The organism is Mycobacterium bulgaricum (assembly GCF_041287165.2).
GTDB lineage: Bacteria > Actinomycetota > Actinomycetes > Mycobacteriales > Mycobacteriaceae > Mycobacterium > Mycobacterium bulgaricum.
The window spans coordinates 481,887-506,075 of the sequence record NZ_JBGGKV020000002.1; the positions used below are offsets into that span (position 1 = coordinate 481,887).

17 protein-coding genes are annotated in these 24,189 nt (G+C 68.3%); 15 read left to right on the top strand and 2 right to left on the bottom strand.

Going from position 1 to position 24,189, the window contains the following annotated elements; genetic code table 11:
- Positions 1-13 precede the first annotated feature (13 nt).
- From recC to ACAG24_RS08945, 7 genes are all read left to right on the top strand, one after another.
- A complete protein-coding gene (gene recC, locus ACAG24_RS08915; protein ID WP_370472192.1) occupies positions 14-3,301 on the top strand; it encodes an exodeoxyribonuclease V subunit gamma in 3,288 nt (1,095 codons plus the stop codon).
- A complete protein-coding gene (gene recB / locus ACAG24_RS08920; protein WP_370472191.1) occupies positions 3,298-6,612 on the top strand; it encodes an exodeoxyribonuclease V subunit beta in 3,315 nt (1,104 codons plus the stop codon). Before recC ends, recB begins: the two co-directional genes overlap by 4 nt.
- Positions 6,609-8,285, top strand: coding sequence for an exodeoxyribonuclease V subunit alpha (gene recD / locus ACAG24_RS08925; protein WP_370472190.1), 1,677 nt, complete (start codon positions 6,609-6,611; stop codon positions 8,283-8,285). Before recB ends, recD begins: the two co-directional genes overlap by 4 nt.
- Before the next feature lie 91 nt (positions 8,286-8,376).
- Positions 8,377-8,661 carry a hypothetical protein gene (locus ACAG24_RS08930; RefSeq protein ID WP_370472189.1) on the top strand — a complete coding sequence of 95 codons (285 nt, stop codon included), beginning with the start codon at positions 8,377-8,379 and terminating at the stop codon, positions 8,659-8,661.
- Between the two features lie 140 nt (positions 8,662-8,801).
- Positions 8,802-9,101, top strand: coding sequence for a hypothetical protein (locus tag ACAG24_RS08935; RefSeq protein ID WP_370472188.1), 300 nt, complete (start codon positions 8,802-8,804; stop codon positions 9,099-9,101).
- 88 nt (positions 9,102-9,189) lie between these two features.
- Positions 9,190-11,568 (top strand): flippase-like domain-containing protein, encoded by a 2,379-nt coding sequence (locus ACAG24_RS08940; protein WP_370472187.1) that lies wholly within the window; start codon positions 9,190-9,192, stop codon positions 11,566-11,568.
- Between the two features lie 151 nt (positions 11,569-11,719).
- Positions 11,720-12,895, top strand: coding sequence for an LLM class flavin-dependent oxidoreductase (locus tag ACAG24_RS08945; RefSeq protein WP_370472629.1), 1,176 nt, complete (start codon positions 11,720-11,722; stop codon positions 12,893-12,895).
- Positions 12,896-12,903: 8 nt separating this feature from the next.
- Here ACAG24_RS08945 and ACAG24_RS08950 read toward each other — a convergent pair whose 3' ends face one another.
- The gene (locus ACAG24_RS08950; RefSeq protein WP_370472186.1) at positions 12,904-14,130 is read right to left on the bottom strand and encodes a cytochrome P450; all 1,227 of its coding nucleotides are present in this window, start codon (positions 14,128-14,130) and stop codon (positions 12,904-12,906) included.
- A gap of 231 nt (positions 14,131-14,361) precedes the next feature.
- On the opposite strand from ACAG24_RS08950, the gene ACAG24_RS08955 reads away from it, so the two are divergent.
- From ACAG24_RS08955 to ACAG24_RS08985, 7 genes are all read left to right on the top strand, one after another.
- Entirely contained in the window at positions 14,362-15,576 is a 1,215-nt protein-coding gene (locus tag ACAG24_RS08955; protein ID WP_370472185.1) for an MCE family protein, read from the top strand.
- Complete coding sequence (locus ACAG24_RS08960; RefSeq protein WP_370472184.1) at positions 15,573-16,613, top strand: virulence factor Mce family protein; 1,041 nt, start codon at positions 15,573-15,575, stop codon at positions 16,611-16,613. The genes ACAG24_RS08955 and ACAG24_RS08960 overlap by 4 nt, the downstream gene beginning before the upstream one ends.
- A complete protein-coding gene (locus ACAG24_RS08965; RefSeq protein WP_370472183.1) occupies positions 16,610-18,043 on the top strand; it encodes an MCE family protein in 1,434 nt (477 codons plus the stop codon). The genes ACAG24_RS08960 and ACAG24_RS08965 overlap by 4 nt, the downstream gene beginning before the upstream one ends.
- Positions 18,044-18,062: 19 nt before the next feature.
- Positions 18,063-19,574, top strand: a complete 1,512-nt coding sequence (locus ACAG24_RS08970) for an MCE family protein (RefSeq protein WP_370472182.1) — start codon at positions 18,063-18,065, stop codon at positions 19,572-19,574.
- Positions 19,571-20,695, top strand: coding sequence for an MCE family protein (locus tag ACAG24_RS08975; protein ID WP_370472181.1), 1,125 nt, complete (start codon positions 19,571-19,573; stop codon positions 20,693-20,695). Before ACAG24_RS08970 ends, ACAG24_RS08975 begins: the two co-directional genes overlap by 4 nt.
- Before the next feature lie 2 nt (positions 20,696-20,697).
- Positions 20,698-22,245 carry an MCE family protein gene (locus tag ACAG24_RS08980; protein ID WP_370472180.1) on the top strand — a complete coding sequence of 516 codons (1,548 nt, stop codon included), beginning with the start codon at positions 20,698-20,700 and terminating at the stop codon, positions 22,243-22,245.
- A 236-nt stretch (positions 22,246-22,481) separates the two neighbouring features.
- Positions 22,482-23,048, top strand: a complete 567-nt coding sequence (locus ACAG24_RS08985) for a TetR/AcrR family transcriptional regulator (RefSeq protein WP_370472179.1) — start codon at positions 22,482-22,484, stop codon at positions 23,046-23,048.
- A 4-nt stretch (positions 23,049-23,052) separates the two neighbouring features.
- Here the strand turns inward: ACAG24_RS08985 and ACAG24_RS08990 are convergent, their stop codons facing one another.
- Positions 23,053-23,274 carry a hypothetical protein gene (locus ACAG24_RS08990; RefSeq protein WP_370472178.1) on the bottom strand — a complete coding sequence of 74 codons (222 nt, stop codon included), beginning with the start codon at positions 23,272-23,274 and terminating at the stop codon, positions 23,053-23,055.
- A gap of 175 nt (positions 23,275-23,449) precedes the next feature.
- Here ACAG24_RS08990 and ACAG24_RS08995 point away from each other — a divergent pair, with 175 nt between their 5' ends.
- Entirely contained in the window at positions 23,450-24,172 is a 723-nt protein-coding gene (locus tag ACAG24_RS08995; protein WP_370472628.1) for a M15 family metallopeptidase, read from the top strand.
- Positions 24,173-24,189 lie beyond the last annotated feature (17 nt).

Sequence of the window (24,189 nt, forward strand, 5' to 3'; positions counted from 1 at the left end):
AGTCTGACCGCCGATGGCGCTCCACCTCCATCGGGCCGACCGCACCGATCTGCTCGCCGACGGCCTCGGCGCGATGCTGGCCATCCCGCCCGCCGATCCGTTCGCCGAAGACCTCGTCCTGGTGTCGGCGCGCGGCACCGAACGGTGGCTCAGCCAGCGGCTCTCGCACATCCTCGGCACGGGTACGCACCAGGACGGGATCTGCGCCGGTGTGACGTTCCGCCATCCCCGGTCGCTGATCGCCGAACTGACCGGAACCGCGCAGGCCGACCCGTGGTCGGCGGAGGCGATGGTGTGGCCGCTGCTCGACGCCGTCGACGACAGCCTCGACGAGCCCTGGTGCACCACGCTCGCGACCCACCTCGGTCATTTCGCCGCCGGCGAGGAGAAGGAGCTGCGTCAGGGTAGGCGCTACGCCGTGGCACGCAGGCTCGCAGGACTGTTCGCCTCCTACGCGAGCCAGCGTCCGCACCTGCTGGCCGACTGGGCCGAGGGCCGCACCGGCGATCTGGATCGGGATCTGCTGTGGCAGCCCGAGCTCTACCGCGCGCTGCTCGCCAGGGTCGACGCCGACCCCCCGCACGTTCGGCACGCTGAAGCCGTTGCGCGGCTGGCGAATTCACGCACCGATCTGCCGGATCGGCTGTCGCTTTTCGGGCACACCCGGTTGCCGGCCACCGAGATCGAGTTGCTCGCGGCCTTGAGCACCCACCACGAGCTGCACCTGTGGCTCCCGCATCCCAGCGACGATCTGTGGGCCTCGCTGCGCGATGTCGGCGGCGTCGTGCCCCGCTGCGACGACACCTCGCACCGCGATGTCGGCCACCCGCTGCTCGCCACCCTCGGTCGCGACCTGCGCGAGCTGCAGCGTGGTCTTCCCGCCGCGCTCGGGTCCGACGAGTGCCTCGGCTCCGCCGAGCGACCGCACACGCTGCTCGGCTGGCTGCAGTCCGACATCGCCGCCAATGCCGCACGGCCACAGGGGCGTTCCCACGATCCGGCCGACCGCTCGGTCCAGGTGCACAGCTGTCACGGCCCAGCACGCCAGATCGACGTGCTGCGGGAGGTGCTGCTCGGGCTGCTTGCCGACGATCCGACGCTGGAGCCCCGCGACATCCTCGTCATGTGCCCCGACATCGAGACCTACGCACCGCTGATCGTCGCGGGATTCGGCCTCGGGGACGTCGTCGCCGGCGCGCACCCGGCCCACCAGTTGCGGGTGAAACTGGCCGATCGCGCGCTCACGCAGACCAATCCGCTGCTCGGTGTCGCCCGTGAGTTGCTCGGGCTCGCGGGTGGACGTGCCACGGCCAGCGAGGTCCTCAATCTCGCCGAGGCGCCACCCGTGCGGCACCGGTTCGGGTTCTCCGACGACGATCTCGACGCGATCGGCGACTGGGTGCGTGAGGCCAACATCCGCTGGGGGTTCGACCGCGACCATCGTCACCCCTACGGTGTCGACTTCGTGCAGAACACGTGGCAATTCGGAATCGACCGGGTGCTGGCCGGGGTCGCGATGTCGGACGACTCACACGCGTGGCTCGATACCACGCTTCCGCTCGACGACGTCAGCAGCAATCGTGTCGAGCTCGCCGGCCGCCTCGCGAACTACGTCGAGCAGCTGCGGGTCGCCGTCGAATCGCTCTCGGGGACGAAGCCGTTGAGTGAGTGGCTGACTGCGCTGTCTGCAGGTGTGGCGGCGCTGACCGCCGTCGGCGACAGCGACCTCTGGCAGAGCAGTCAGATGGAGCGCGAGTTCGGCGCGATTCACACCGATGCGGGCATCCGCAGCGGCATCCTGCTGAGGCTCTCCGATGTGAAGGCCTTGCTGGAGCGCCATCTGGCGGGGCGGCCGACACGCGCCAACTTCCGGACCGGCACCCTGACGGTGTGCACGATGGTGCCGATGCGGTCGGTGCCGCACCGGGTGGTGTGTCTGGTCGGACTCGACGACGGCGTCTTCCCACGCCTGGGTGCGATCGACGGCGACGACGTACTGGCCCGCCAACCATGGACCGGCGAACGCGACATCCGCTCCGAGGACCGGCAATTGCTGCTCGACGCGATCGGGGCGGCCACCGAGAAGCTGGTGCTCACCTACGCGGGCACCAACGAGTACAGCGGGCAGCGCAAACCTCCTGCCGTACCGGTGGTGGAGCTGCTCGACGTTCTCGACCTCACCACGCCCGAACCGGTTCGCCGGCACGTCCTGGTCGAACATCCGTTGCAGCCCTTCGATATCGAGAACGTCACCCCCGGCGCACTCGGGATGCCCGCAGACCAACCCTTCACCTTCGACACGACGACACTGAACGCCGCCCGGGTCGCCGCCGGTCACCGCGAGGACCGTCCGCCCCTGCTCGGTGAGCCGTTGCCTGCCCAGCCTCCCACCGACGTCGCGCTCGACGATCTCGTCGCGTTCTTCCGGGATCCGGTCAAGGGTTTCTTCCGGGCACTGGACTACACGCTGCCGTGGGATGTCGACGCGATCGACGACGCGATGCCCGTCGATGTCGATGCATTGCAGGAGTGGAAGATCGGCGAGCGGATGCTCGACGACATGCTGCGCGGAATGGCGCCGGCCGACGCGCAACAGGCGGAGTGGCGGCGCGGGTCACTTCCCCCCGGGCGCCTCGGCTGGCGCCGAGCCCAGGAGATCGCGGGGCGCTCCGCGGCGCTGGCGGGCGCCGCGCAGCAGCACCGCGTGCAGGAGCCGCACGCTGTCGACATCGATATCGATATCGGGCCGCAGCGGAGGCTGACCGGCACCGTCCCGCGGCTCTACGGCGAGCGGATGGTGGACGTCACGTACTCGAAGCTGGATGGCAGACATCTGCTGGCGTCGTGGATTCGCCTGGTGGCGTTGACCGCTCGACACTCGGACACGGAGTGGCTGGCGGTGTGCATCGGCAGGGGCAGGAGAGGCGATGAGACGAGACAGCGTGTGCTCGGGCCGCCCGAATCCGCCGCCGACGTGTTGCGAGACCTGGTCGCGATGTACGACGCGGGCCGGCGCGCACCGATCCCGTTGCCGCTGAAGACCTCCTATGCGTGGGCGGAGGCGCGGTACAGCCGCGGCTGGCCGGAGCGCGAGGCCCGGTTCAAGTGGGCCAGCGCAAAGTTCCCCGGTGAGAACGAGCAACCCGCACACGAACTCGTCTGGGGTAAACGGTCCGCGGTCGAGGTCCTGATGACACCGGTGCAGCCCGGCGAGGAGTGTGACGACGAGAAGACCCGGTTGGGCGCCTACGCCGCCCGCCTGTGGCTGCCGATGCTGCGTGCCGAGAGGGCCGGGGAATGACGGAGAGCTTCGATCTGCTCGGTCCGCTGCCCGCGCCGCGGACCACGACGGTGCTGGAGGCCAGCGCGGGGACCGGCAAGACATTCACCCTTGCCGGGCTCGTCACCCGCTATGTCGCCGAAGGGGTGGCGACGCTGGATCAGATGCTGTTGATCACGTTCGGGCGCGCTGCCAGCCAGGAGCTGCGGGAGCGGGTGCGCGGTCAGATCCGGGACGCGCTGCGCGCTTTCGACGATCCGGCGACTGCCGGCGACAACGAGGTCATCGCGCATCTGCTGGCCGGCTCCACCGAGGACCGTGCGGACCGCCGGCAGCGGCTGCGCGACGCCCTGGCCGGTTTCGATGCCGCGACCATCGCCACCACGCATCAGTTCTGCCAATTGGTGCTGCGCTCGCTGGGCGTGGCCGGTGACACGGATTCGGGCGTCGAGCTCGTGGAAAGCCTCGACGAGGTGGTGGCCGAGATCGTCGACGACCTGTATCTGGCGCATTTCGGGCAGCAGCGTGACGAGCCGCTGCTGTCGTATGACGCGGCGCTGAGCCTGGCACGGGAGGTGGTCGCGAACGCACACACCGAGCTGCGGCCCGACAATCCGGCTCCGGGTTTCGATCCCGCGGTGCGGGTGCACTTCGCGAAGGCGGTGTGCGCGGAGCTGGAGATGCGCAAACGCAAGCTCGGTGTCCTGCACTACGACGATCTGCTGTCCCGGCTGGCCGACGCGCTGGAGTCGCCGGAATCGCCTGCGCGAGCGCGGATGCAGCGCCGCTGGTCGATCGTGATGGTCGACGAGTTCCAGGACACCGATCCGGTGCAGTGGCAGGTGATCGACCGCGCCTTCAGTGGACACTCCACGGTGATCCTCATCGGCGACCCCAAGCAGGCGATCTATGCGTTCCGTGGCGGCGACATCGTGACCTACCTGCACGCCGCGTCGACGGCCGGCGTGCAGAAGACCCTCGGCACCAACTACCGCAGCGACGGCCCGCTCGTCGACAGCTTGCAGGCCGTCATGCGTGACGCGCAGCTCGGCGATCCCCGGATCGTGGTGCACCGGGTCGAGGCGAACCACACCGAGCACCGTCTGCAGGGCGCGCCGCGCAACGCCCCGTTCCGGCTGCGCGTGGTCAACCGGGATCAGTTCGGCACCAGGCCCGACCGCGTCATCCCGATAGACAAGCTGCGCCAACACATCCCGAACGACCTGGCCGCCGACGTCGCGGCATTGCTGGCCGGCGGGGCGACATTCTGCGGCGAACCGCTGCAGCCCCGCGACGTCGCGGTGATCGTGGAGAGCCACCGCGACGGGCACGCGTGCTTCGACGCACTGACCAGGGCCGGGGTGCCCGCTGTGTATGCCGGGGACTCGGATGTGTTCAGCTCCCCCGCCGCCGATGACTGGCTCTGCCTGCTCGAAGCCTTCGACCAGCCCCACCGCTCGGGGTTGGTGCGGGCCGCCGCGGCCACGATGTTCTTCGGCAACACCGCAGAAGATCTTGCAACGCAGGGTGATTCGCTGACCGACGACGTCGCCGAGACGCTGCGCAAGTGGGCCGACTTCGCCAGGGAACGCGGAGTCGCGGCCGTGTTCGAGGCCGCACAGCTCAGCGGGATGGGCGCGCGGGTGCTCGCGTGGGTGGATGGCGAGCGGCACATGACCGATCTCGCGCACCTGACCCAGGTGCTCCACGACACCGCGCACCGCGAGCACTTCGGCCTGCCCGCGCTGCGTGACTGGTTGCGTACGCAGCGGGATGAGAAGGGCGGGACACGCGGCGGCACAACCGAACGCAATCGCCGTCTGGACAGCGACGCCGCGGCAGTGCAGATCATGACGGTCTGGGTGAGCAAGGGTCTGCAGTTCCCGGTGGTGTATCTGCCGTTCGCGTTCAACCGCAACATCCAGACACGCGATGTGGTGATGTTCCACGACCAGGACACCCGCTGCCTGCACATCGGCGGTGAGCTCAGCCCCGACTTCGCGGCGGTGCAGCAGCAGGGCAGGCGCGAGGCCGCCGGCGACGACGTCCGCCTCACCTACGTCGCGATGACCCGCGCCCAGTCGCAGGTGGTGGCGTGGTGGGCGCCGTCCAACGACGAACCCAACGGTGGGCTGTCGCGCCTGTTACGCGGTCGCGCACCGGGCGACCCGGTGGTACCGGACCGCTGCGATCCCCCCAGGATCGACGACCCGGACGCCATGGCGCTGCTGCGGGCGTGGGCGGACCAGGGCGGACCCGTGCTCGAGGAGTCGATCCTCGCTCCACCCGTTGACGTCGAGTTGCCCAGCCCCCCAGACGAACTCACGGTGCGGCACTTCCATCGCCGCATCGACGCGTCGTGGCGGCGGACGTCGTACTCGGGTCTGGTGCGGGCCGCCGAAGCTGCGCCGGGTGTGACCAGCGAACCCGAGGTCGTCGAACTCGACGACGAGGTTGCCGAGGTGCCGCTGCCGGAGCTGCCTGCCGAGCCCGAGGTCCCCGAGGTCCCGTCCCCGATGGGCCAACTGCCGATGGGTGCGACGTTCGGCACGCTGGTGCACTCCGTGCTCGAGACCGCCGATCCGCTCGCCGCCGATCTGGCTGCCGAACTGGAGGCCAGGGTCGATGAGCATGCGGTGTGGTGGCCGGTCGACGTGGCACCGGGCGATCTCGCCGCGGCACTCGTGCCGATGCACGACACGCCCTTGGGCCCACTGCTGCCCGGCGTGACGCTGCGCGGAATTGGTTTGCGAGATAGGTTGCGGGAGTTGGAGTTCGAGTTTCCGCTGGCCGGCGGCGATCGCCGCGGCAAGGCGCCGGTGATCTCGCTGGCCGACGTCGGCCGCCTGCTCGACGAGCACATGACCGCCGATGACCCACTGGCCTCGTATGCCGACCGGCTCAAGGGCAGTGCGCTGGCCACCCAGCCGCTGAAAGGATATCTGAACGGCTCGCTGGACGCTGTGCTGCGCGTCGCGGACCGCTACGTGGTGGTCGACTACAAGACGAACTGGCTCGGCGAACCGGGCCGGCCACTGACATCCGCGGATTACGGGCGGGCACGGCTCGCCGAGGCGATGCTGCATTCGGATTACCCGCTGCAGGCGCTGCTGTACTGCGTTGTGCTGCACCGTTTCTTGCGATGGCGGGTGCCGGGATACTTGCCGCAGAAGCACATCGGCGGGGTGCTGTATCTGTTCGTGCGCGGGATGTGCGGTGCGGACACACCCGTCGTCGACGGCCATCCGGCCGGGGTCTTCAGCTGGCAGCCCCCCGCGGCGCTGATCGAGGCCCTGTCGGATCTGCTGGACGCCGGGGCGGAGGCGCCGTGACGATCGACGCGTTCGCCGAGTTGTTCGAGCCCGCGGATCTCCATGTGGCGCAACGCCTGAGCGCGCTGGGTCAAGACAGCGACGACCGGGTGGCACTCGCCATCGCGTTGGCGGTGCGGGCGGTGCGGAGCGGCTCGGTGTGTGTGGACCTGCGTTCGGTCGCCGAGCAGGTCGGCGTGCCGGAGTTGCCGTGGCCGCAACCGCGGGAATGGCGCGAGGCCGTGGCGGCCAGTCCGCTGGCCGACCGGCACGTGTTGCGCCTCTACTCCGACGGGGACGCCGATCTTCTGTATCTCGACCGCTACTGGCGGGAGGAACAGCAGGTGTGCGACGACGTGCTGGCGCTGCTGTCCGCGCCGCCGCGCGCGACCGTGCCGAACCTCAACCGCCTGTTCCCCGCCGGGTGGGAAGAGCAGCGGGCCGCCGCCGACGCCGCGCTGCGGCAACCGCTGACCGTGCTGACCGGAGGGCCGGGAACCGGAAAGACGACGACCGTCGCGCGGCTGCTCGCCGCGGTCGCCGAGCAGGCCGACATCGCCGGCACCGCCCCACCGCGGATGGCCCTGGCCGCACCCACCGGGAAGGCCGCCGCGCGGCTCGCCGACGCGGTGGCGGCCGAGGTCGGCAAGCTCGCCGACGTCGACAAGACCCGGCTCTCGGGACTGCGGGCCACCACCCTGCACCGGCTGCTCGGCAGCCGTCCGGACACCTCGTCGAGATTCCGCCACCACCGCGGCAACCGCCTCCCCCACGACGTGATCGTGGTCGACGAGACGTCGATGGTGTCGCTGACGATGATGGCCCGGCTCCTCGAGGCGGTCCGGCCCGGCGCCCGGCTGCTGTTCGTCGGCGACCCCGATCAGCTGGCTTCGGTGGACGCCGGCGCCGTCCTGGCCGATCTGGTGGACGGCTTGGGCTCGTCGGGCGTCGTCGAACTGCAGACCTCGCACCGCTTCGGGGAGACGATCGGCGCGCTGGCGCAGGCGATCCGCGGCGGCGACGCCGACGCCACCGTCGACCTGTTGCGCGCGGGCGGGGACGCGGTCGCATGGCTCGACACCGATGACGCGTCCGACGCCCTCCGTGAGCCCTTGACCGACCGGGCGGCGCAGCTGCGGGAGGCCGCGCTGCTGGGCGACGCCGGGACCGCGCTGGGCATCCTGGATTCGCACCGGCTGCTGTGCGCGCACCGCAACGGGCCCTATGGGGTGACGCACTGGAACCGTCGGGTCGAACGCTGGCTCTCGGACAGGACAGGGCAGTCGATGTGGTCGCAGTGGTACCCGGGCCGGCCGTTGCTGGTCACAGCCAACGACTACGGCCTCGGTGTCTACAACGGCGACACGGGCGTCGTCGTCGCGGCGCCCGACGGGTTGCGAGCGCACGTCGGTCCGCTGCGGTTCGCGCCGGGGCGCCTCGGCGACGTCGACACGATGTTCGCGATGACGATCCACAAGAGCCAGGGCAGCCAGGCCGACGAGGTGACGGTGCTGATGCCGCCCGAGGATTCTCGGCTGCTGACCCGCGAGCTGTTCTACACCGCCGTCACCCGGGCCAAGAAGCGCGTCCACGTCGTCGGCACCGAGGCGTCGGTGCGGGCCGCGGTCGGCCGCCGGGCCACCCGCGCCTCCGGCCTGGCCCGGCGTCTGCGCCGCCGGCGCGCGCAGAAATGATTTCAGGGTCATGGCGGTTTAAAGCATTGTCAGAACCGCGCGATTCGCTCCACGGCTCCGACCCGATCAAGGGAAGAGCAGGAAAACAGCAATGAAGTACGTCACCACCGCCACCGGTCTTGCCGCCGGACTCGCTGCGGCCGCCATCGGGCTGGCCGGTGTCGCGAGTGCAGGCCCCTCCGGGCCCGGTAGCGCCAGCGAGACCATCAGCAGGCTCGAGAAGCTGGGCAACCGGGTGATCGTCGACCGGTTGTCGGACGTCCCGCTGCAGGAGGCCTCGGTGGTCTCCGTGCGCACCGGCGCCGACGTCCGGGAAATGGCGTGGGACAGCGACCAGCAGGGCTCGCAGGGCCTGGTCTACGTCGCCGTCCGCTGATCCGCCGACGCAGTAAGGGGCGTCCCGCACATGCGGGGCGCCCCTTCTGCATTTCCGCCCCAACTATCCATGTAACGAATCTGCTCGCCGCGGACACCATTCGTCGGTATCCGAAAACACCAGAAAGAGCAGGGTCTGTCATGAAGATCTCCGTCACCGTCACAGGCGCCACCGCGCTCGCCGCCGCCGTCATCGGTTTCGCCGTCCCCGCGGCGGCTGCCCCCGGGGGCGAGGGCGACGCCGCCACCACGATCGGCATGCTCGAAGCCGACGGCAACCGCGTCCTCGTGCACAGGCTGTCCGACGCGCCGCTGGATCAGGCCGACGTCGTGCGAATCACGCGCGGCCCCGCGATCCGGGGCACTGTCATGGACGAGTTCGGCAACCGCACGTACCAGCAGACGACCACGGGCTACCTGTATTACGTCAGCATCCGCTGAGGTGCGTGTACCGATCGTCACCGAACAGTCGCTATTTTGTCGGTGAGCCGATAGCGGTTCACGAACCAATCGGAGAGATCGTTGGCACATGCGAGTTGACGGGCGGGACGTCGCTGTCTCGGGCAACCTGCTCCAGCCGCTGACCCGACGTACCAACGACATCGTGCGGCTGTCGCTGGCCGGGGTGTTCCTGGTCGTGGTCGTCACCAGCTCGCTGATCACCCGCAACGAATGGGACGCCCTGGAGCGTTCGATCTCCGGCATCGTGGGGGTGCTCAGCCCGACACAGTCCAACACCGTCTACCTGATCTACGGCATCGCCATTATCGGATTGCCGTTCTTCATTCTGATCGGTCTCATCCTGGCGCGGCAGTGGAAACTGCTGGGCGCGTATGCGGCAGCCGGTCTTCTCGCCATCTTGGCTCTGTCGATCACCGGCAACGGCATCGCCGCGCCACGCTGGCATTTCGACCTGACCGAGCGGCTCGACACGCTGCTGTCGCAGTTCCTGGACGACCCGCGGTGGATCGCGATGCTCGCGGCGGTGCTGACGGTGTCGGGACCGTGGCTGCCCGCACGATGGCGGCACTGGTGGTGGGCGCTGTTGCTGGCGTTCGTGCCGATCCATCTGGTCGTCAGCGCTGTCGTCCCGGCCCGCTCGCTGCTGGGCCTGGCGGTCGGGTGGTTCGTCGGCGCGCTGGTCGTCCTGGTCAGCGGCACCCCGGCGCTGGAGGTCCCCCTCGACGGGGCGGTCCGCGCGATCACCCGGCGCGGCTTCCCGGTGTCGGCGCTGCAGGTGGTCCGCCCCGCGGGTCAGGGACCGATGGTGTTGACGGCCACGCAGGACGGGCCCGAGGGGGAGACCGCGGTCGTCGAGCTGTACGGCCCGCATCAACGCGGCGGCGGCTTCCTGCGCCAGTTCTGGCGCAAGCTGCGGCTCCGCGACAGCGAGACCGCGCCGATCCAGCCGTCGCTGCGTCGCGCCGTCGAGCATCGGGCGCTGATGGCGCTGGCGGTCGGGAATCTCGGGATGGCCAACACGTCGCCGATCGCGGTGGCGATGCTGGACCGCGGGTGGACGGTGTACGCGCACAAGCCGGCGCGGGGCATCCCGCTCGCGGCATGTGCCGACGACACCCCGGTGGGCCGGGTCTGGGACTCGCTGGGGGTGCTGCACAGTCAGCAGATCTCGCACGGCGACCTGCGCTGCTCGGAGATCACCGTGGTCGACGGCACACCGCTGTTCGGCGGGTTCAGCGGCGCCGAGTACGGCGCGTCGGATGCGCACCTGCACACCGACGTCGCCCAGCTTCTCCTCACCACGGCCGACCTCTACGGCGCTCCGAAAGCCGTCGCCGCGGCCATCACCGTCCTCGGCAACGACGTGGTGCTGGCGGCATCACGGCGATTGACGAAAGCCGCTGTGCCGAAGCGGGTTAGAGATTCGGTGCGCGACGCGGGCACCGCGATGGCGACGGTGCGCGACGAGGTGAAGTACCAGACCGGTGCCGATCAGATCAAGACGGCGACGATCACGCGGTTCACCAGAAGCCAGCTGATCCAGATCGGGCTGTTGGTCGCTCTGGTCTATGTCGCGTACCCGTTCATCAGCTCGGTGCCGGTGTTCTTCTCCGAACTGCAGTCGGCGAACTGGTGGTGGGCGCTGGCAGGGCTGCTCGTGTCGGCGCTGAAGTACCTTGGTGCGGCGGCGGCGCTGTGGGCGTGCGCGGACGGCATGGTCGGCTACTGGACGTTGTCGGTGATGCAGGTGGCCAACACGTTCGCTGCGACGACGACGCCCGCTGGCGTCGGCGGTCTCGCGCTGAGCACCAGGTTTCTCCAGAAGGGAGGGCTGGGCGCGCTGCGGGCCACGACCGCCGTGGCGATGCAGCAGTCGGTCCAGGTGATCACGCACATCACGTTGCTGATCATCTTCAGTACCGTCGCGGGCGCGTCGGCGAACCTGTCGCGCTTCGTGCCGGATGCGACGGTGATCTATCTGATCGCAGGCGTGGTACTCGGCGCGGTCGGGATTTCACTGTTCGTGCCGAAGCTGCGGCACTGGCTCGGCACCGCGGTGCGCCCCAGGCTCAAGGAGGTCCTCGACGATCTCGTGCTGCTAGCGCGAGAGCCCAAGCGCCTGGCGGTCATCATTTTGGGTTGTGCGACAACGACTCTCGGTTCGGCGCTGGCGCTGTGGGCGAGCATCGAGGCGTTCGGCGGGGACGCGAGCTTCGTCACGGTCACGATCGTGACGATGGTCGGCGGGACGCTGGCCTCGGCCGCCCCCACCCCCGGCGGTGTCGGCGCCGTCGAGGCCGCGCTGATCGGCGGGCTCGCCGCCTTCGGTGTGCCCGCCGCGGTCGCGGTGCCCTCGGTGTTGCTGTACCGGATCCTGACCTGCTGGCTGCCGGTGTTCCTCGGGTGGCCGATCATGCGGTGGCTCACCAACAAGGAGATGGTCTAGCACCGCGAGCGCGCGCGTCTGCCCGCCAACACGCCGCAAATGTCGGCCTTTCGCGCGCGCTCGCCGCGGTTGACCGCGCCCATCACCACCCAAAGAATCGGCGTGACGCAAACCCGTGACGAGCACCACGGGCGCCAGGGAACATTCCGTGGTGACTCATGCGATCAAACTGCACTGGTTTCTCCCGACCTACGGCGACAGTCGGCTGATCGTCGGCGGCGGTCACGGCACACCGGCAGGCGCGGCGCACAGCGACCGTGACGCATCGATCGACTACCTCGCCTCCATCGTGCGCGCCGCCGAGACGTTCGGCTTCACCGGCGCGCTGATCCCGACGGGCGCCTGGTGCGAGGACGCCTTCATCACCGCGGCCCTGTTGGCAAGGGAGACAACGTCGCTCGGTTTCCTGGTGGCCTTCCGCCCTGGTCTCGTCAGCCCCACGCTCTCGGCCCAGATGGCAGCCACCTTCGCGCGGCACGCCCCGGGCCGGCTCCTGCTCAACGTGGTGGTGGGCGGCGAGGCGCATGAGCAGCGCGCGTTCGGCGATCATCTCGACAAGGACGCCCGCTACGCCCGCGCCGACGAATTCCTCGATGTCGTGCGCCGGCTGTGGGACGGGCAGACGGTCTCGCTGGACGGGGAGCACATCCAGGTCGAGGACGCGTCCCTGGCGACACCGCCGAACCCGGTGCCGCCCTTGTACTTCGGAGGCAGCTCCGCAGCCGCGGGCCCGGTGGCGGCACGCCACGCCGACGTCTACCTGACGTGGGGCGAACCGCCGGCCGCCGTGGCCGAGAAGATCGACTGGATACGCAGACTGGCGGCCAAGCAGGGCAGGAAGCCGCGTTTCGGCATCAGGCTGCACGTGATCGCCAGGGACACCTCTGCGGCGGCGTGGGCCGAGGCGGACAGGCTCGTCGGAGCCCTCGACGAGGAGACCGTGCGCAGCGCGCAGGAAGGGTTGGGCCGCAGTCAGTCCGAGGGTCAGAAGCGCATGGTGGCCCTGCATGCGCAGCATCGGGCGAACGGCAGCTGGCACGACGCCCGCGCGTTGGAGATCGCGCCGAACCTGTGGGCCGGGGTCGGACTGGTGCGCGGCGGCGCGGGCACCGCACTGGTCGGCAGCCATGATGAGGTCGCCGACCGCATCGCCGAGTACGCCGAGGTCGGCATCGACGAGTTCATCTTCTCCGGCTACCCACACCTGGAGGAGCTGTTCTGGCTCGGCGAAGGTGTCGTGCCGCTGCTGCGGCAGCGCGGGCTCTACGCACCCGATCCGAAAACTACTCCGTCCGTGTCTATTCCGTTCGTCGGCTCTGCGCGCTGACGACGGTCTCAGTCGATTGTGCAGGGCAGCGCCTTGATACCGTGCACGAACACCGACCGCAGCAGATCCGGCGGTGCCGTCGTGTGCAGATTCGGGAATGCCGCCAGTAGCGTGCCCAGCACCACCCGGATCTCCATCCGCGCCAATCCGGCGCCCAGACAGAAGTGCGGACCGCCGGCACCGAAGGCGACGTTGTCGCGGGCGTTCTCGCGGTAGATGTCGAAGCGAGTCGGGTCGACGAAGAGGCCCGGATCGTGGTTCGCGGCCAGGTACCACACCACGACCTTGTCCCCGGCGGCGATGACGTGGTTGCCGAGCGGAACGTCGACGGTCGCTGTGCGACGCATGTGCAGCACCGGTGACGACCACCGCAGCACCTCCTCGATGGCATTGGCCGCCAGCCCGTCGAAATCGTCGGCCAACGCCGCCTTCTGGTCGGGATGCCGGCTCAACAGGTGCATCGCCCACGACAGGCCGGTGCGTGTGGTGTCGTTCCCCGCTGCAGCCAGCAAGATGACGAATGACCCGAATTCTGCTGCCGTCAGCCGTTTTCCGTCGACTTCGGCGTGCATCAGGTGCGAGGTGATGTCGTCCCCGGGATTCTGACGCCGGCTCCGACCCAGATCGACGGTGTATTCGAAGAACTCGGCGACCGCCCGCAGGCTGGTCTCGATGTCGCTGACCTCTCCGTCGTTGACCCCGAGGATGAGGTCGATGAGTTCCCGCAGCCGCGGACGGTCGGCAGTGGGGATGCCCAACAGGTCGGCGATCACCTGGAAGGGCAGATTGGCGCCGACGGTCTCCACGAAGTCGAAGTCGCGGCGTTCCCTGATGGTCTCGACGATCGCGGCTGATAGGTCGGCGACATAATCCGTCATCTGCCGGATCGCTCGTGGTGAGAACGCCACCTGGACCAGGCGACGGTACTGCTGGTGTTTGGGGTCGTCCATCGCGATGATGGATCCGAGCATCTCCAGGAGTTCGGGGGGCATGTCGTCGAGCGAGAAGCCGCGCGTGCTGGTGAAACTTGTTGGATCACGGGTCACCTCGCGCACGGCGGCATGAGAGGTCACCGACCAGAAGCCGGTCCCCGAGCGCTGCGGAATGAACTCGACCCCGCCGCTGCGCTCGCGCATCGCAGCGAAGTCTGCGAGGCGCGTGTCGATGTCGCTGTCCCAGAACGGGCTGAGGGCCGAAGGATCGCACGGACTCTCGGCCCGCGGCACGGATTCCATACTTTAAAGTATGGCACATCACTGATCGCCGGAACTGTCGACGCCACCTTCGGAGACCGGCCACACCCAAGCGTGCCCGTCAATTTTCCGTGTTTGCCGAAACCGGATCTCTGTACGGAAAAGTATGTTGTACTGGCGCGACGCACACGGCGCATTGATCGAGGGGCGGCCCATGCAGTCCTCACCGCGAGCAGGCCTGATCGGCCGACGCCACGACGGACCGCGCCGACTGTGACCCGCTCCGCCGAACGACGGGGCCGGCGGTCCTACAAGCCGGCTGGTGCATTGCTCGTCGTGGTGGCGGTGGCGGTGCTGACGCTGGTCTACCTTCAGTTCCGGGGAGCACTGGCGCCCTCGGCCCAACTGACGGTGCTGGCGTCGCGCGCAGGCCTGGTGCTCGACCCCGGGTCCAAGGTCACCCTCGACGGTGTGCCGATCGGGCGGGTCACACAGGTGCAGTTGATCAGCGACGGAGACGTTCCATCCGCGCGCATCCTTGTCGACGTCGACCCCAAATACCTGCCGGTGCTGCCCGTGAACGTCGAGACGACCATCACGGCGTCAACGGTGTTCGGCAACAAGTACGTGTCGTTCCGTTCGCCGCGCGAACCCCAGCGCCCTGTCACGTCGTCGGACGTACTACACGTCGCACAGGGGGCGGTGACGACCGAATTCAACACCCTCTTCGAGGCGGTGACCGACATTGCCGAAAAGGTGGACCCGATCGAGCTCAACATGACGCTGAAGGCGACGGCGACCGCCCTGACGGGGCTCGGCGACGACTTCGGCCGATCCCTGGTGGACGCCAATTCGGTTCTCACCCGGGTGAATCCACGAATGCCACAGGTGCGGCAGGACATCGATCGGCTCGCCGCCCTCGCCGACATCTACCGGGGAGCCGCGCAGCCCCTGCTCGACGGACTCCGGGACGCGGTCGTCACCGCCCGGACACTCTACGACGAGCGCGACAGCCTCGACGCCACGCTGCTGGCTGCGCTGGGGTTTGCAGAGCCCGGCGCCGATACGATCGAGCGCTCGACACCGTTTCTGGTGCGCGGCCAGGCAGACCTGACGCCCACCGCGGCACTGCTCGACGAGTATTCGCCCGCATTGTTCTGCACCATTCGCAACTATCACGACGTGGCCCCGAAAGTTTCAGCGGCACTGGGGAAGAACGGATACGCCGCGGTGACGTCCACGGAACTGCTGGGCGGTGCCGCGCCCTACGTCTACCCCGACAACCTGCCCCGTACCAACGCCAGGGGCGGGCCGGGCGGCTCCGCCGGCTGCTGGCAGCCCATCACCCGCGACCTGTGGCCGGCGCCTGCTCTGGTCATGGACACGGGGGCTTCTGTGGCCCCCTTCAACCACTTCGAACTGGGACAACCCCTGCTCAACGAGTATGTGTGGGGCCGCCAGGTCGGTGAGTACACGGTCAATCCATGACGCTTCGACACACCGCGCTCAAGCTCGGCGCCGCCTCGCTGGTCCTGTTGACGTTCACCGCGGTGATCATCGTGGTGTTCGGTCAGCTGCGGTTCGATCGCACGCACACCTATCTCGCAAAGTTCAGCAATGCCAGCGGAATCCGGCCCGGCCAGTTCGTCCGTGCCGCCGGAGTGGAGGTCGGCAAGGTCGGCGACATCCACCTCGACGCCGACGGTCACACCATCGTCGTCGCGTTCGATGTCGACGAGTCCCTGCCCCTCGATGAGGGAACGCGAGCCCGCATCCGGTACGCCGACCTCATCGGCAACCGCTTCCTCGAGCTCGAGCAGGGGCCCATCGACACACCGGCCGCACCGCTGATGCCCGGTGGGGTGATCCCCGTGGAACGCACCCAACCCGCGCTCGACCTCGACGCGCTCATCGGCGGCTTCGAACCTCTCTTCAAGTCCCTCGACCCGGACAAGGTCAACACCATTGCCCGATCGCTGATCACTGTCTTCCAGGGGCAGGGCGGCACGATCAACGACATCCTCATCCAGGCAGGGCAGCTGACGCAGACCCTGGCGCAACGCGATCGCGTCATCGGTGAGGTCATCTCCAACCTCAACGTGCTGCTGCAGACCACAGCTCGACACCAGCAGGACCTCGACGGGATGGTGGTCGATCTGCGCAATCTGGTCGCCGGGCTCAACGAGCGGGGTGACGCGATCGCGGCGGGAGTCGCTGACATCGGAGACGTCGCCGGAACCCTGGCCGATCTGCTCGCCGACAATCGTCCCGTCCTGCAGAGCACGGTGTCGAAACTGCAGACGGTGCAGGAGCCGCTGGTCGGCCAGACCGAGCAGTTCGCGGATCTGCTGAACAGGTTGCCGGATGCGCTGGCGATACTGGCCCGGTCCGGTGGCATCTACGGCGACTTCTTCAACTTCTACCTCTGCGACGCCAGTCTTAAGCTCAACGGGCTGCAACCCGGCGGTCCGGTACGCACGGTCAAGCTGCTCGGTCAGCCGTCGGGACGGTGTACTCCGAAATGAGAACACTGTCCTCCGGCAAGCTCGTCCGCAACGGTTTCATGGGCATCGTGATCACCGCGCTGGTGACCGGTGTCGGGCAGAGCATCACGACCGTTCCGATGTTGTTCGCCACCCCGGAGTACTTCGGGCAGTTCAGCGAGAGCGGCGGTCTGCACACCGGAGACACGGTGCGGCTCAACGGCATGGACGTGGGGTCGGTGTCGTCGGTCAAGGTGGATGGCGACCGGGTCCGTGTCGGGTTCACGCTGGGGGCGACGACGGTCGGAACCGACAGCCGCGTGAGTATCCGTACCGACACCATCCTGGGCAAGAAGACGTTGGAGATCGAACCGCGCGGCTCGACCCGGCTGAGAGCCAACGCGACGCTGCCACTGGACCAGAGCACGACGCCGTACCAGATCTACGACGCCTTCGACGATCTCACCCGCTCGACTGCCGGGTGGGACATCGACAGCCTCAAGGAGTCGCTGAACGTGCTGTCGGAGACCATCACCGCGACCGCACCGGAATTGTCCACCGCACTCGAGGGCGTCGCCGCGTTCTCCGACACGATCGGCACCCGCGACGATCAGCTCAACGAACTGCTCGCCAACGCCGATCAGGTCGCCACGGTGCTCGGCAATCGCAGCGACAACATCAACGAGCTGGTCGTCAACGCGCAGGCTCTGCTGGCGAAATTCAATGCCCGCCAATCCGATATCGACACGCTGCTGGGCAATGTCAGCGCCGTTTCGACTCAGGTGGCGGGACTCATCGACGACAACCCCAACCTCAACGCGGTGTTGATACAGCTGCGGACGCTCTCCCAGACCCTGGTCGAGAACAGGGCGAAACTCACACAGACCCTGGCGACGGTCGACAGGTTCGTCGGTGCGATCTCCGAGGCCGTCGCGTCGGGCCCGTATTTCAAGGTGATGGTGGCCAACCTGATCCCGGGGCAGATCCTGCAGCCGTTCATCGACGCCGCCTTCAAGCAGCGCGGGATCGACCCGCAGAAGTTCTGGGGCGATGCGGGCCTGCCCGCCTTCAGATTTCCCGACCCCAACGGCCGAGGCTTCCCCAACGGCGCGCCGCCTCCGTCTCCGGCACCGCTGGAGGGCACCCCCGAATTCCCGGGGCCTGCGGTAGAGAAGGGCTCACCGTGCTCCTACACCCCCGGCGCGCTGCCGTCCCCCGGCGACCCTCTCCCCTGCAGCCGGGAAACGACAGGACCCTTCGGCGACAATCCCTATGGCCCGAACTACGGACCGCCCAGAGTCGCCGTATCCGATCCGCAGCCCGATCGCGTTCCTGCGCCAGGGATTCCGGTCGCCGCGATTCCGGGCCAGGCGCCGCCGGTCGTGCCCGGCACGCCGGTGCCTCTTCCCGACGCGCCCTCCGGCGCGCGGACCGTCCCCACGGCGCCCCCGCCGGCACAGGTGGGTCAGTGACGTGATGAGACTGCCGGAGATGACACCCCGCCGCATCGGCGTACTCGTGGTGGTGGCGATCGTGGCGGCGGTCGCCGTAGTAGGTGCGGCCGTCTTCGGCCACCGGGTCTACCGCAACCTGACGACGACCACGGTCACCGCCTACTTCCCCAGCACCATCGCGCTGTACCCGGGCGACCAGGTGCTGGTGATGGGTGTTCGGGTGGGCACCATCGATTCGATCGAACCCGGCGGCGGGAGATCGAAGGTCGTTCTGCACTTCGACGATTCGGTCAAGGTTCCTGCCGACGCGACGGCATCCATCGTCAACCCCAGCCTTGTCGCCTCCCGCGCGATCCAGCTCTCACCGCCCTACCGTGGCGGGCAGGCCCTGGCCGACGGAGCGGTGATCCCTCTGGAACGCACCAGGATTCCGGTCGAGTGGGACGATCTCCGTGCGCAGCTCGCGGCTGTTCTCGACGGTCTGGGACCGACACCGGAACAACCCCAGGGCCCCGTCGGGGAGGTCGTTTCGGCGTTCGCCGACGGTCTGGCCGGGAAAGGCGATCAGCTCAACGCGACGTTCACCAGTCTGTCGAATGCCCTGTCCGCGTTTAACGAGGGACGCGGCGACCTGTTTTCCGTGGTGCGGAACCTCGCCCTGTTCGTCAGCACGCTGCGCACCAGCGATCAGCAGTTCAGCGCTTTCAACACCGATCTGGCGACGTTGACGGGCGCGCTCAGCGACTCCGATGACGAACTCGCGCGCGGCGTCGAGGAATTCCGGCGACTACTCAACCGGACCAGTGACTTCCTCGCGCTCAACGGTGATGTCGCCGTCACCGACGTCAACAACCTGCGCGAGGTCACCGACGCGCTGCTGCAGCCCGAAGCCCGCCGGGGCCTGGAGAACACCCTCCATGTCCTGCCGTCGTTCGGCGGCAACTTCGTCAACATCTACTCGCCGGTGAACGGCGCCCTGACCGCCGTGCCGGTGCTCAACAACTTCGCCAATCCACTTCAGCTGCTCTGCAGTTCGATCCAGGCGGGCAGCCGGCTGGGATATCAGGAGTCCGCGGAACTGTGCGCGCAGTACCTGGCTCCCATCCTCGACGCGATCAAATTCAACTACCTGCCCTTCGGCATGCAGCCCCTCACCACCGCCAGCACCCTGCCGAAATACGTCGCATATTCCGAGGAGCGGCTGCGCCCGCCCCCTGGATTCAAGGACACCACGGTTCCCGGGCTGTGGGCCCGCGACACGTTGTTCTCCCACGGCAATCACGAACCGGGCTGGGTGGTGGCACCCGGCATGCAGGGACTCGACGTCCAGGCCCTGACACGTCAGATGCTGACGCCCGATTCACTGTCCGCACTCCTCGGCGGCCCCGATCCCGCGCCACCTCAGGCCGGGGTCCGGGGCGGAGCACCGCCCAACTCCTACGATCAGAACAACCCGCTCCCGCCACCGTGGTATCCGCAGCCTGCGCCGACCCCGACCGTTGCACCCTCGACACCGCCCCTGGCCGCCGAAGTGGGAGGACAGCCGTGAGACACCCCATCGGGAAAGCCGTTGCGCTCCTGTGCTGCCTGGTGCTCGTCAGCGGCTGTGGCTCATGGCGCGGCCTGGCCAACGTTCCCATGCCCGGCGGGCCGGGAACCGGCCCCGACCATTCGACCATCTACGTCGAGCTGCGAAATACCCTGGCGCTCAACGTGAACAGTCGCGTTCGCGTCGCCGACGTGTTCGTCGGGCGTGTGTCGAAGATCGAGTTCCGGCCGTGGAAGGCATTGTTGACGCTGGACCTGGACGCCGGGGTCAGGCTGCCCCGCAATGCGACGGCGAAGGTGGGCCAGACCAGCGTGCTCGGCAGCCAGCATGTCGAGCTGGCTGCCCCGCCTGATCCGTCCCCGCAGCCGCTACGCACCGGCGACACCATTCCGCTGGCGCGCACCGCGGCATTCCCGACAACGGAGCGGACCCTGGCCAGCATCGCCACCGTCGTGCGTGGCGGCGGCATCTCCAACCTCGACTCCATCTCGACCGAGCTCGACAAGCTGTTCACCGGCCGCGCCGAACAGATCAGGGAGTTCCTCGGCCGGCTCGACACCTTCGTCACCGAACTCAACGCTCAGCGCGACGGCATCACCCGCGCCCTCGACGCCACCGACAGCCTGCTGAAGATCCTTGCTGCGGGCAACAACGTCGTCGACGCGGCGCTCACCGAATTGCCGCCTCTGATCGCGCATTTCGACGCGCAGCGCGAGGTGTTCGCCGACGCGACGATCGCCCTGGGGCGCCTGTCGAGGGTCACCGGCGACGCCGTCGAGGCTTCCCGGGCCGACCTCGAAACCAACCTGGCCCTTCTGCAACGGCCGCTCACCCAGCTCGGCTATGCGGCGCCGTATGTGCTCGGCGCGCTGAAAGTCCTTCTCACCGCCCCGTTCAACATCGACGACGTGCCCAAGGTGGTGCGCGGAGACTACGTGAACATCTCGGCGACCCTCGATTTCACGCTCAGCGCCATCGACAACGCGCTGTTGAGCGGCACCGGGTTCTCCGGGGCGCTGCGCGCCCTCGAGCAGGCGTGGGGACGTGACCCGGCCACGATGATCCCCGATGTCCGCTACACGCCGAACCCCGCCGACCTCCCCCCTGAGCGGGGGCGGTAGCGATGCTCAGCAGAGGCCGCCGCGTGCAGCTCATCGTGTTCGCGATACTGACCGTCATCTCCGTGGGAGTGCTGGGGATCTACTACCTGCGCCTGCCGGCCCTCGTCGGGATCGGCCGGTACACACTCAATGTCGAGCTCGAATCCTCCGGTGGGCTGTATCCGACCGCCAACGTCACCTACCGCGGCACCACCATCGGCAAAGTCACCTCGGTGGAACCGATCGGTGGCCGCGTGCGGGCCACGCTGTCAGTCGACGACCGGTACCGGGTGCCCGTCGACGTGGTGGCCAACGTGCACTCGGTGTCGGCGGTCGGAGAGCAGTTCCTCGACCTCGTCGACGACGGCTCCAGCGCACAGTTCCTCGCCGACGGCCAGACGATCGTCAGAAGCACTGTCCCGCAACCCATCGGGCCGCTGATCGACGCGGCCAACCAAGCCGTCGATGCCCTTCCTCAGGACAAGCTCGCCGCGCTGTTGAAGGAGACATCGAGGTCGGTGGGCGACCTCGGTCCAACGCTGCAGCGATTGGTGGACTCGGCACAGGCTCTGGGCGGCGATCTCGCGGCCAACGCCGATTCGCTCGATGCCCTGATCGACGACTCGGGCCCCCTCCTCGAAAGCCAGGTCTCTTCCGGCGCCGCGATCAACCGGTGGGCGCGCAACGTGGCTGACCTCGCGCGTCAGAGCGCACAGCAGGACGAATCGGTGCGCGCGATCCTGCGGACCGCCGCCCCCACCGCGGAGCAGTTGGGTGCCGTCTTCGGCGGTGTGCAGGAGGCACTTCCGCAGGTGCTCGCCAACACCGCGGTGGTGTTCGACATGCTGAAGCGGTACAACGCCGGCGTCGAACAGGGCCTCGTGTTCCTGCCTCAGGGGGCGTCCATCGCCCAGACCGTCGTCGCCCCCTTCCCCGACTCCGCAGCGCTCGACTTCCGGCTGGCCATCAACGAACCTCCACCGTGTCTGACGGGCTTCCTGCCGGCCTCCGAGTGGCGATCACCCGCGGAGACCACGACCATCGATCCGCCGGCGCGCGCGTATTGCAAGATCCCCAAGGACTTTCAGGCCAATGTGGTGCGTGGGGCGCGCAATTACCCGTGCGCGGACGTACCCGGCAAGCGAGCCGCCAATCCGGAGGAGTGCCGCGGCGAGGAGCCCTATATCCCGGCGGGGACCAATCCCTGGTACGGCGATCCGAACCAGATCCTCGCGTGTCCCGCACCCGGGGCGCGGTGCGATCAACCCGTCAACCCAGGAATGGTCATCCCCGCGCCCAGTATCAACAACGGCCGCAATCCCGCGCCGGCGGACGCGCTGTCCCCGTCACCGCCACCGATGAGCGATCCGCTGACACCGCCGCGTTCGGGTACGACTCAGTGCAGTGGGCAGCAACCTGTGCAGTGCACCTATACACCCGCAGACATCTCTTCGACGATCTACGACGTGTCGCGCGGCCAGGTCGTCGCCGCCGACGGCACGGTCTTCAGGGTGAATTCGCCTGTCCCGACGGGAGAGGAGTGGAAGGACATGCTGGCCCCGGCCAGGTAGCCGACCATCTGCCGAAGCCCGCAACCTAATTCAAGGGACGATGAGTTGATATCAGGGGTCTATCGAATTGTGCTGCAGGACAATGTCATCAGATCATGAGGCACCGAATCGGCTTGCTGCGGCGGCGCCGGCGCGGGGACGAACGGCCGTCCCGGCGACGTGCCGGACGGGCGTGCGCGCCCGCGAACCGCGGTGGCCATCCTGGGCCGGGTGTCGCGGAGTCTTAAGCTGACGCGGTGGCCAGACCCGGGCGCCGCGGGGCGGGGCGCAGCACCCCCGAGGAGTGGCTGCAGGCTGGGTTCGCGATCCTGGCGGAGGACGGCTTCACGTCACTCAAGATCGACACCCTCTCGGCCCGCCTCGGGATGACCAAGGGCAGCTTCTACTGGCACTTCACCGACATGGGTGCTTACAAGGCCGCACTCGTGTCGGCCTGGGCGCAGTGGCGCGACGATGACCACCGCCGGTTCGCCGACCTCGAAAGGCTGGAACCCCGCGACCGATTGATCCAGATGACGGCCTTCCTGCTCAGCCCTCGTCAGTGGATGCTGGAGCGGGCGATGCGCGAATGGGCCCGATCGGATCGGGCGGCCGCCCGCAGCGTCATGGCCGCCGACCGCCGTGCCCGCGCAGCGGTTCGACAGGCATTTCTCGATCTCGGTTTGAGCGAGGCCGTCGCCGAACAACGGTCGAAATGGCTGTTCGCCATCGGCATCGGCGCGCTGCATCTGTCGAACGCCAAATCGCCGCGCGTCCCTCTTGCGCAGCGTGAGGAGCTGGTCGATTTTCTGGCGCGCCCCTGACGGGTCAGCAGGCCACGCCGGCGAAGATTGCGCCCGTGATCAGCGCGATCACCAGCGCAATCGTCGGCATACCGCCGAAGAGCGCGACCGTGACACCTGCGATGGCAGCGACCAGGATCGTCAGCATGAGGAAGGCGAGCACCCAGTTCACCTGGCCGGACGCATGCGCCGCACGGCGCGAGTCGACAGCCTGCGGGACCATTGCGCCCTCACCGATTCCGACCATGACACGTCCTCTCTGTGATGACGGACACAATATAACGCGGCAATGGCACACATCACATGAATGACGGCAGGTTTGTGATCTATCCGTCAATTTCGAAAGCCCCACTAACAGAAGTGATTAGCGTGCCTAATCGCGATTTCGGGCGGGTAGGTTGGCGTCGGTGAGAGTTGCGGGAATGGCCGCGCTGACCGTCATGGCGGCGGCGCTGGTGCAGTGCGCGCCGACGTCGAACCCGGCGCCGCCGCCGTCCGAACCGCCGCCTTCCGAACCGTCGCCGGCGCCGGCGATCCCGGAACTGCCACCGGAGACGTTCAGCAGTGTGACCCCGACGCCGCAGGCGAAGCCCGCGGTGACCAGTCCCGTCAGCGTCGCCGACCTGGGGACCACATGGCGTCCCGGTTGTCCTGCCGGTCCCGACGAACTCATGCGCGTCGACCTGGACTTCTGGGGATTCGACGGGCAGACCCACCGCGGCAGGCTGGTGGTGCACCGGAGCCTGACCGACAGGGTCATCGAGGTGTTCGACCAACTCCACCGGCTGCGGTTCCCGATCGAGAAGATGCGCACCGTGGACGACTACCCCGGCGCCGACGACGAGCTGTCGATGCGCGACAACAACACCTCGGCGTTCAATTGCCGCGGCATCCCCGGTTCGGACAGCTGGTCGCTGCACGCCTACGGCCGCGCGATCGACATCAATCCCAAGTTGAATCCCTATGTGCCCAGCAGCGGGAGATACGAGCCCGCCAACGCCGGGCCGTGGGTCGATCGATCCCGCATCGAGCCCGGGATGTTGAACGACGGGGACGTTGCGGTGCGCGCATTCGTCGACAGGGGCTGGCGTTGGGGTGGCCACTGGCAATCACCGCTGGACTACCAACACTTCGAGATTCGCTGACACCGCGCGGACCCCGG

Excerpts from the sequence above, each read along its gene's own strand:
- ACAG24_RS08935 (WP_370472188.1), top strand. The coding sequence starts at position 8,802 with ATGAAGATCTCCGTCACCGTCACAGGCGCCACCGCGCTCGCCGCCGCC.
- ACAG24_RS08970 (WP_370472182.1), top strand. The coding sequence starts at position 18,063 with ATGACACCCCGCCGCATCGGCGTACTCGTGGTGGTGGCGATCGTGGCG.
- ACAG24_RS08950 (WP_370472186.1), bottom strand. The coding sequence starts at position 14,130 with ATGGAATCCGTGCCGCGGGCCGAGAGTCCGTGCGATCCTTCGGCCCTC.
- recC (WP_370472192.1), top strand. The coding sequence starts at position 14 with ATGGCGCTCCACCTCCATCGGGCCGACCGCACCGATCTGCTCGCCGAC.
- ACAG24_RS08940 (WP_370472187.1), top strand. The coding sequence starts at position 9,190 with ATGCGAGTTGACGGGCGGGACGTCGCTGTCTCGGGCAACCTGCTCCAG.
- ACAG24_RS08990 (WP_370472178.1), bottom strand. The coding sequence starts at position 23,274 with ATGGTCGGAATCGGTGAGGGCGCAATGGTCCCGCAGGCTGTCGACTCG.
- ACAG24_RS08980 (WP_370472180.1), top strand. The coding sequence starts at position 20,698 with ATGCTCAGCAGAGGCCGCCGCGTGCAGCTCATCGTGTTCGCGATACTG.
- ACAG24_RS08995 (WP_370472628.1), top strand. The coding sequence starts at position 23,450 with ATGGCCGCGCTGACCGTCATGGCGGCGGCGCTGGTGCAGTGCGCGCCG.
- ACAG24_RS08930 (WP_370472189.1), top strand. The coding sequence starts at position 8,377 with ATGAAGTACGTCACCACCGCCACCGGTCTTGCCGCCGGACTCGCTGCG.
- ACAG24_RS08960 (WP_370472184.1), top strand. The coding sequence starts at position 15,573 with ATGACGCTTCGACACACCGCGCTCAAGCTCGGCGCCGCCTCGCTGGTC.
- ACAG24_RS08965 (WP_370472183.1), top strand. The coding sequence starts at position 16,610 with ATGAGAACACTGTCCTCCGGCAAGCTCGTCCGCAACGGTTTCATGGGC.
- recB (WP_370472191.1), top strand. The coding sequence starts at position 3,298 with ATGACGGAGAGCTTCGATCTGCTCGGTCCGCTGCCCGCGCCGCGGACC.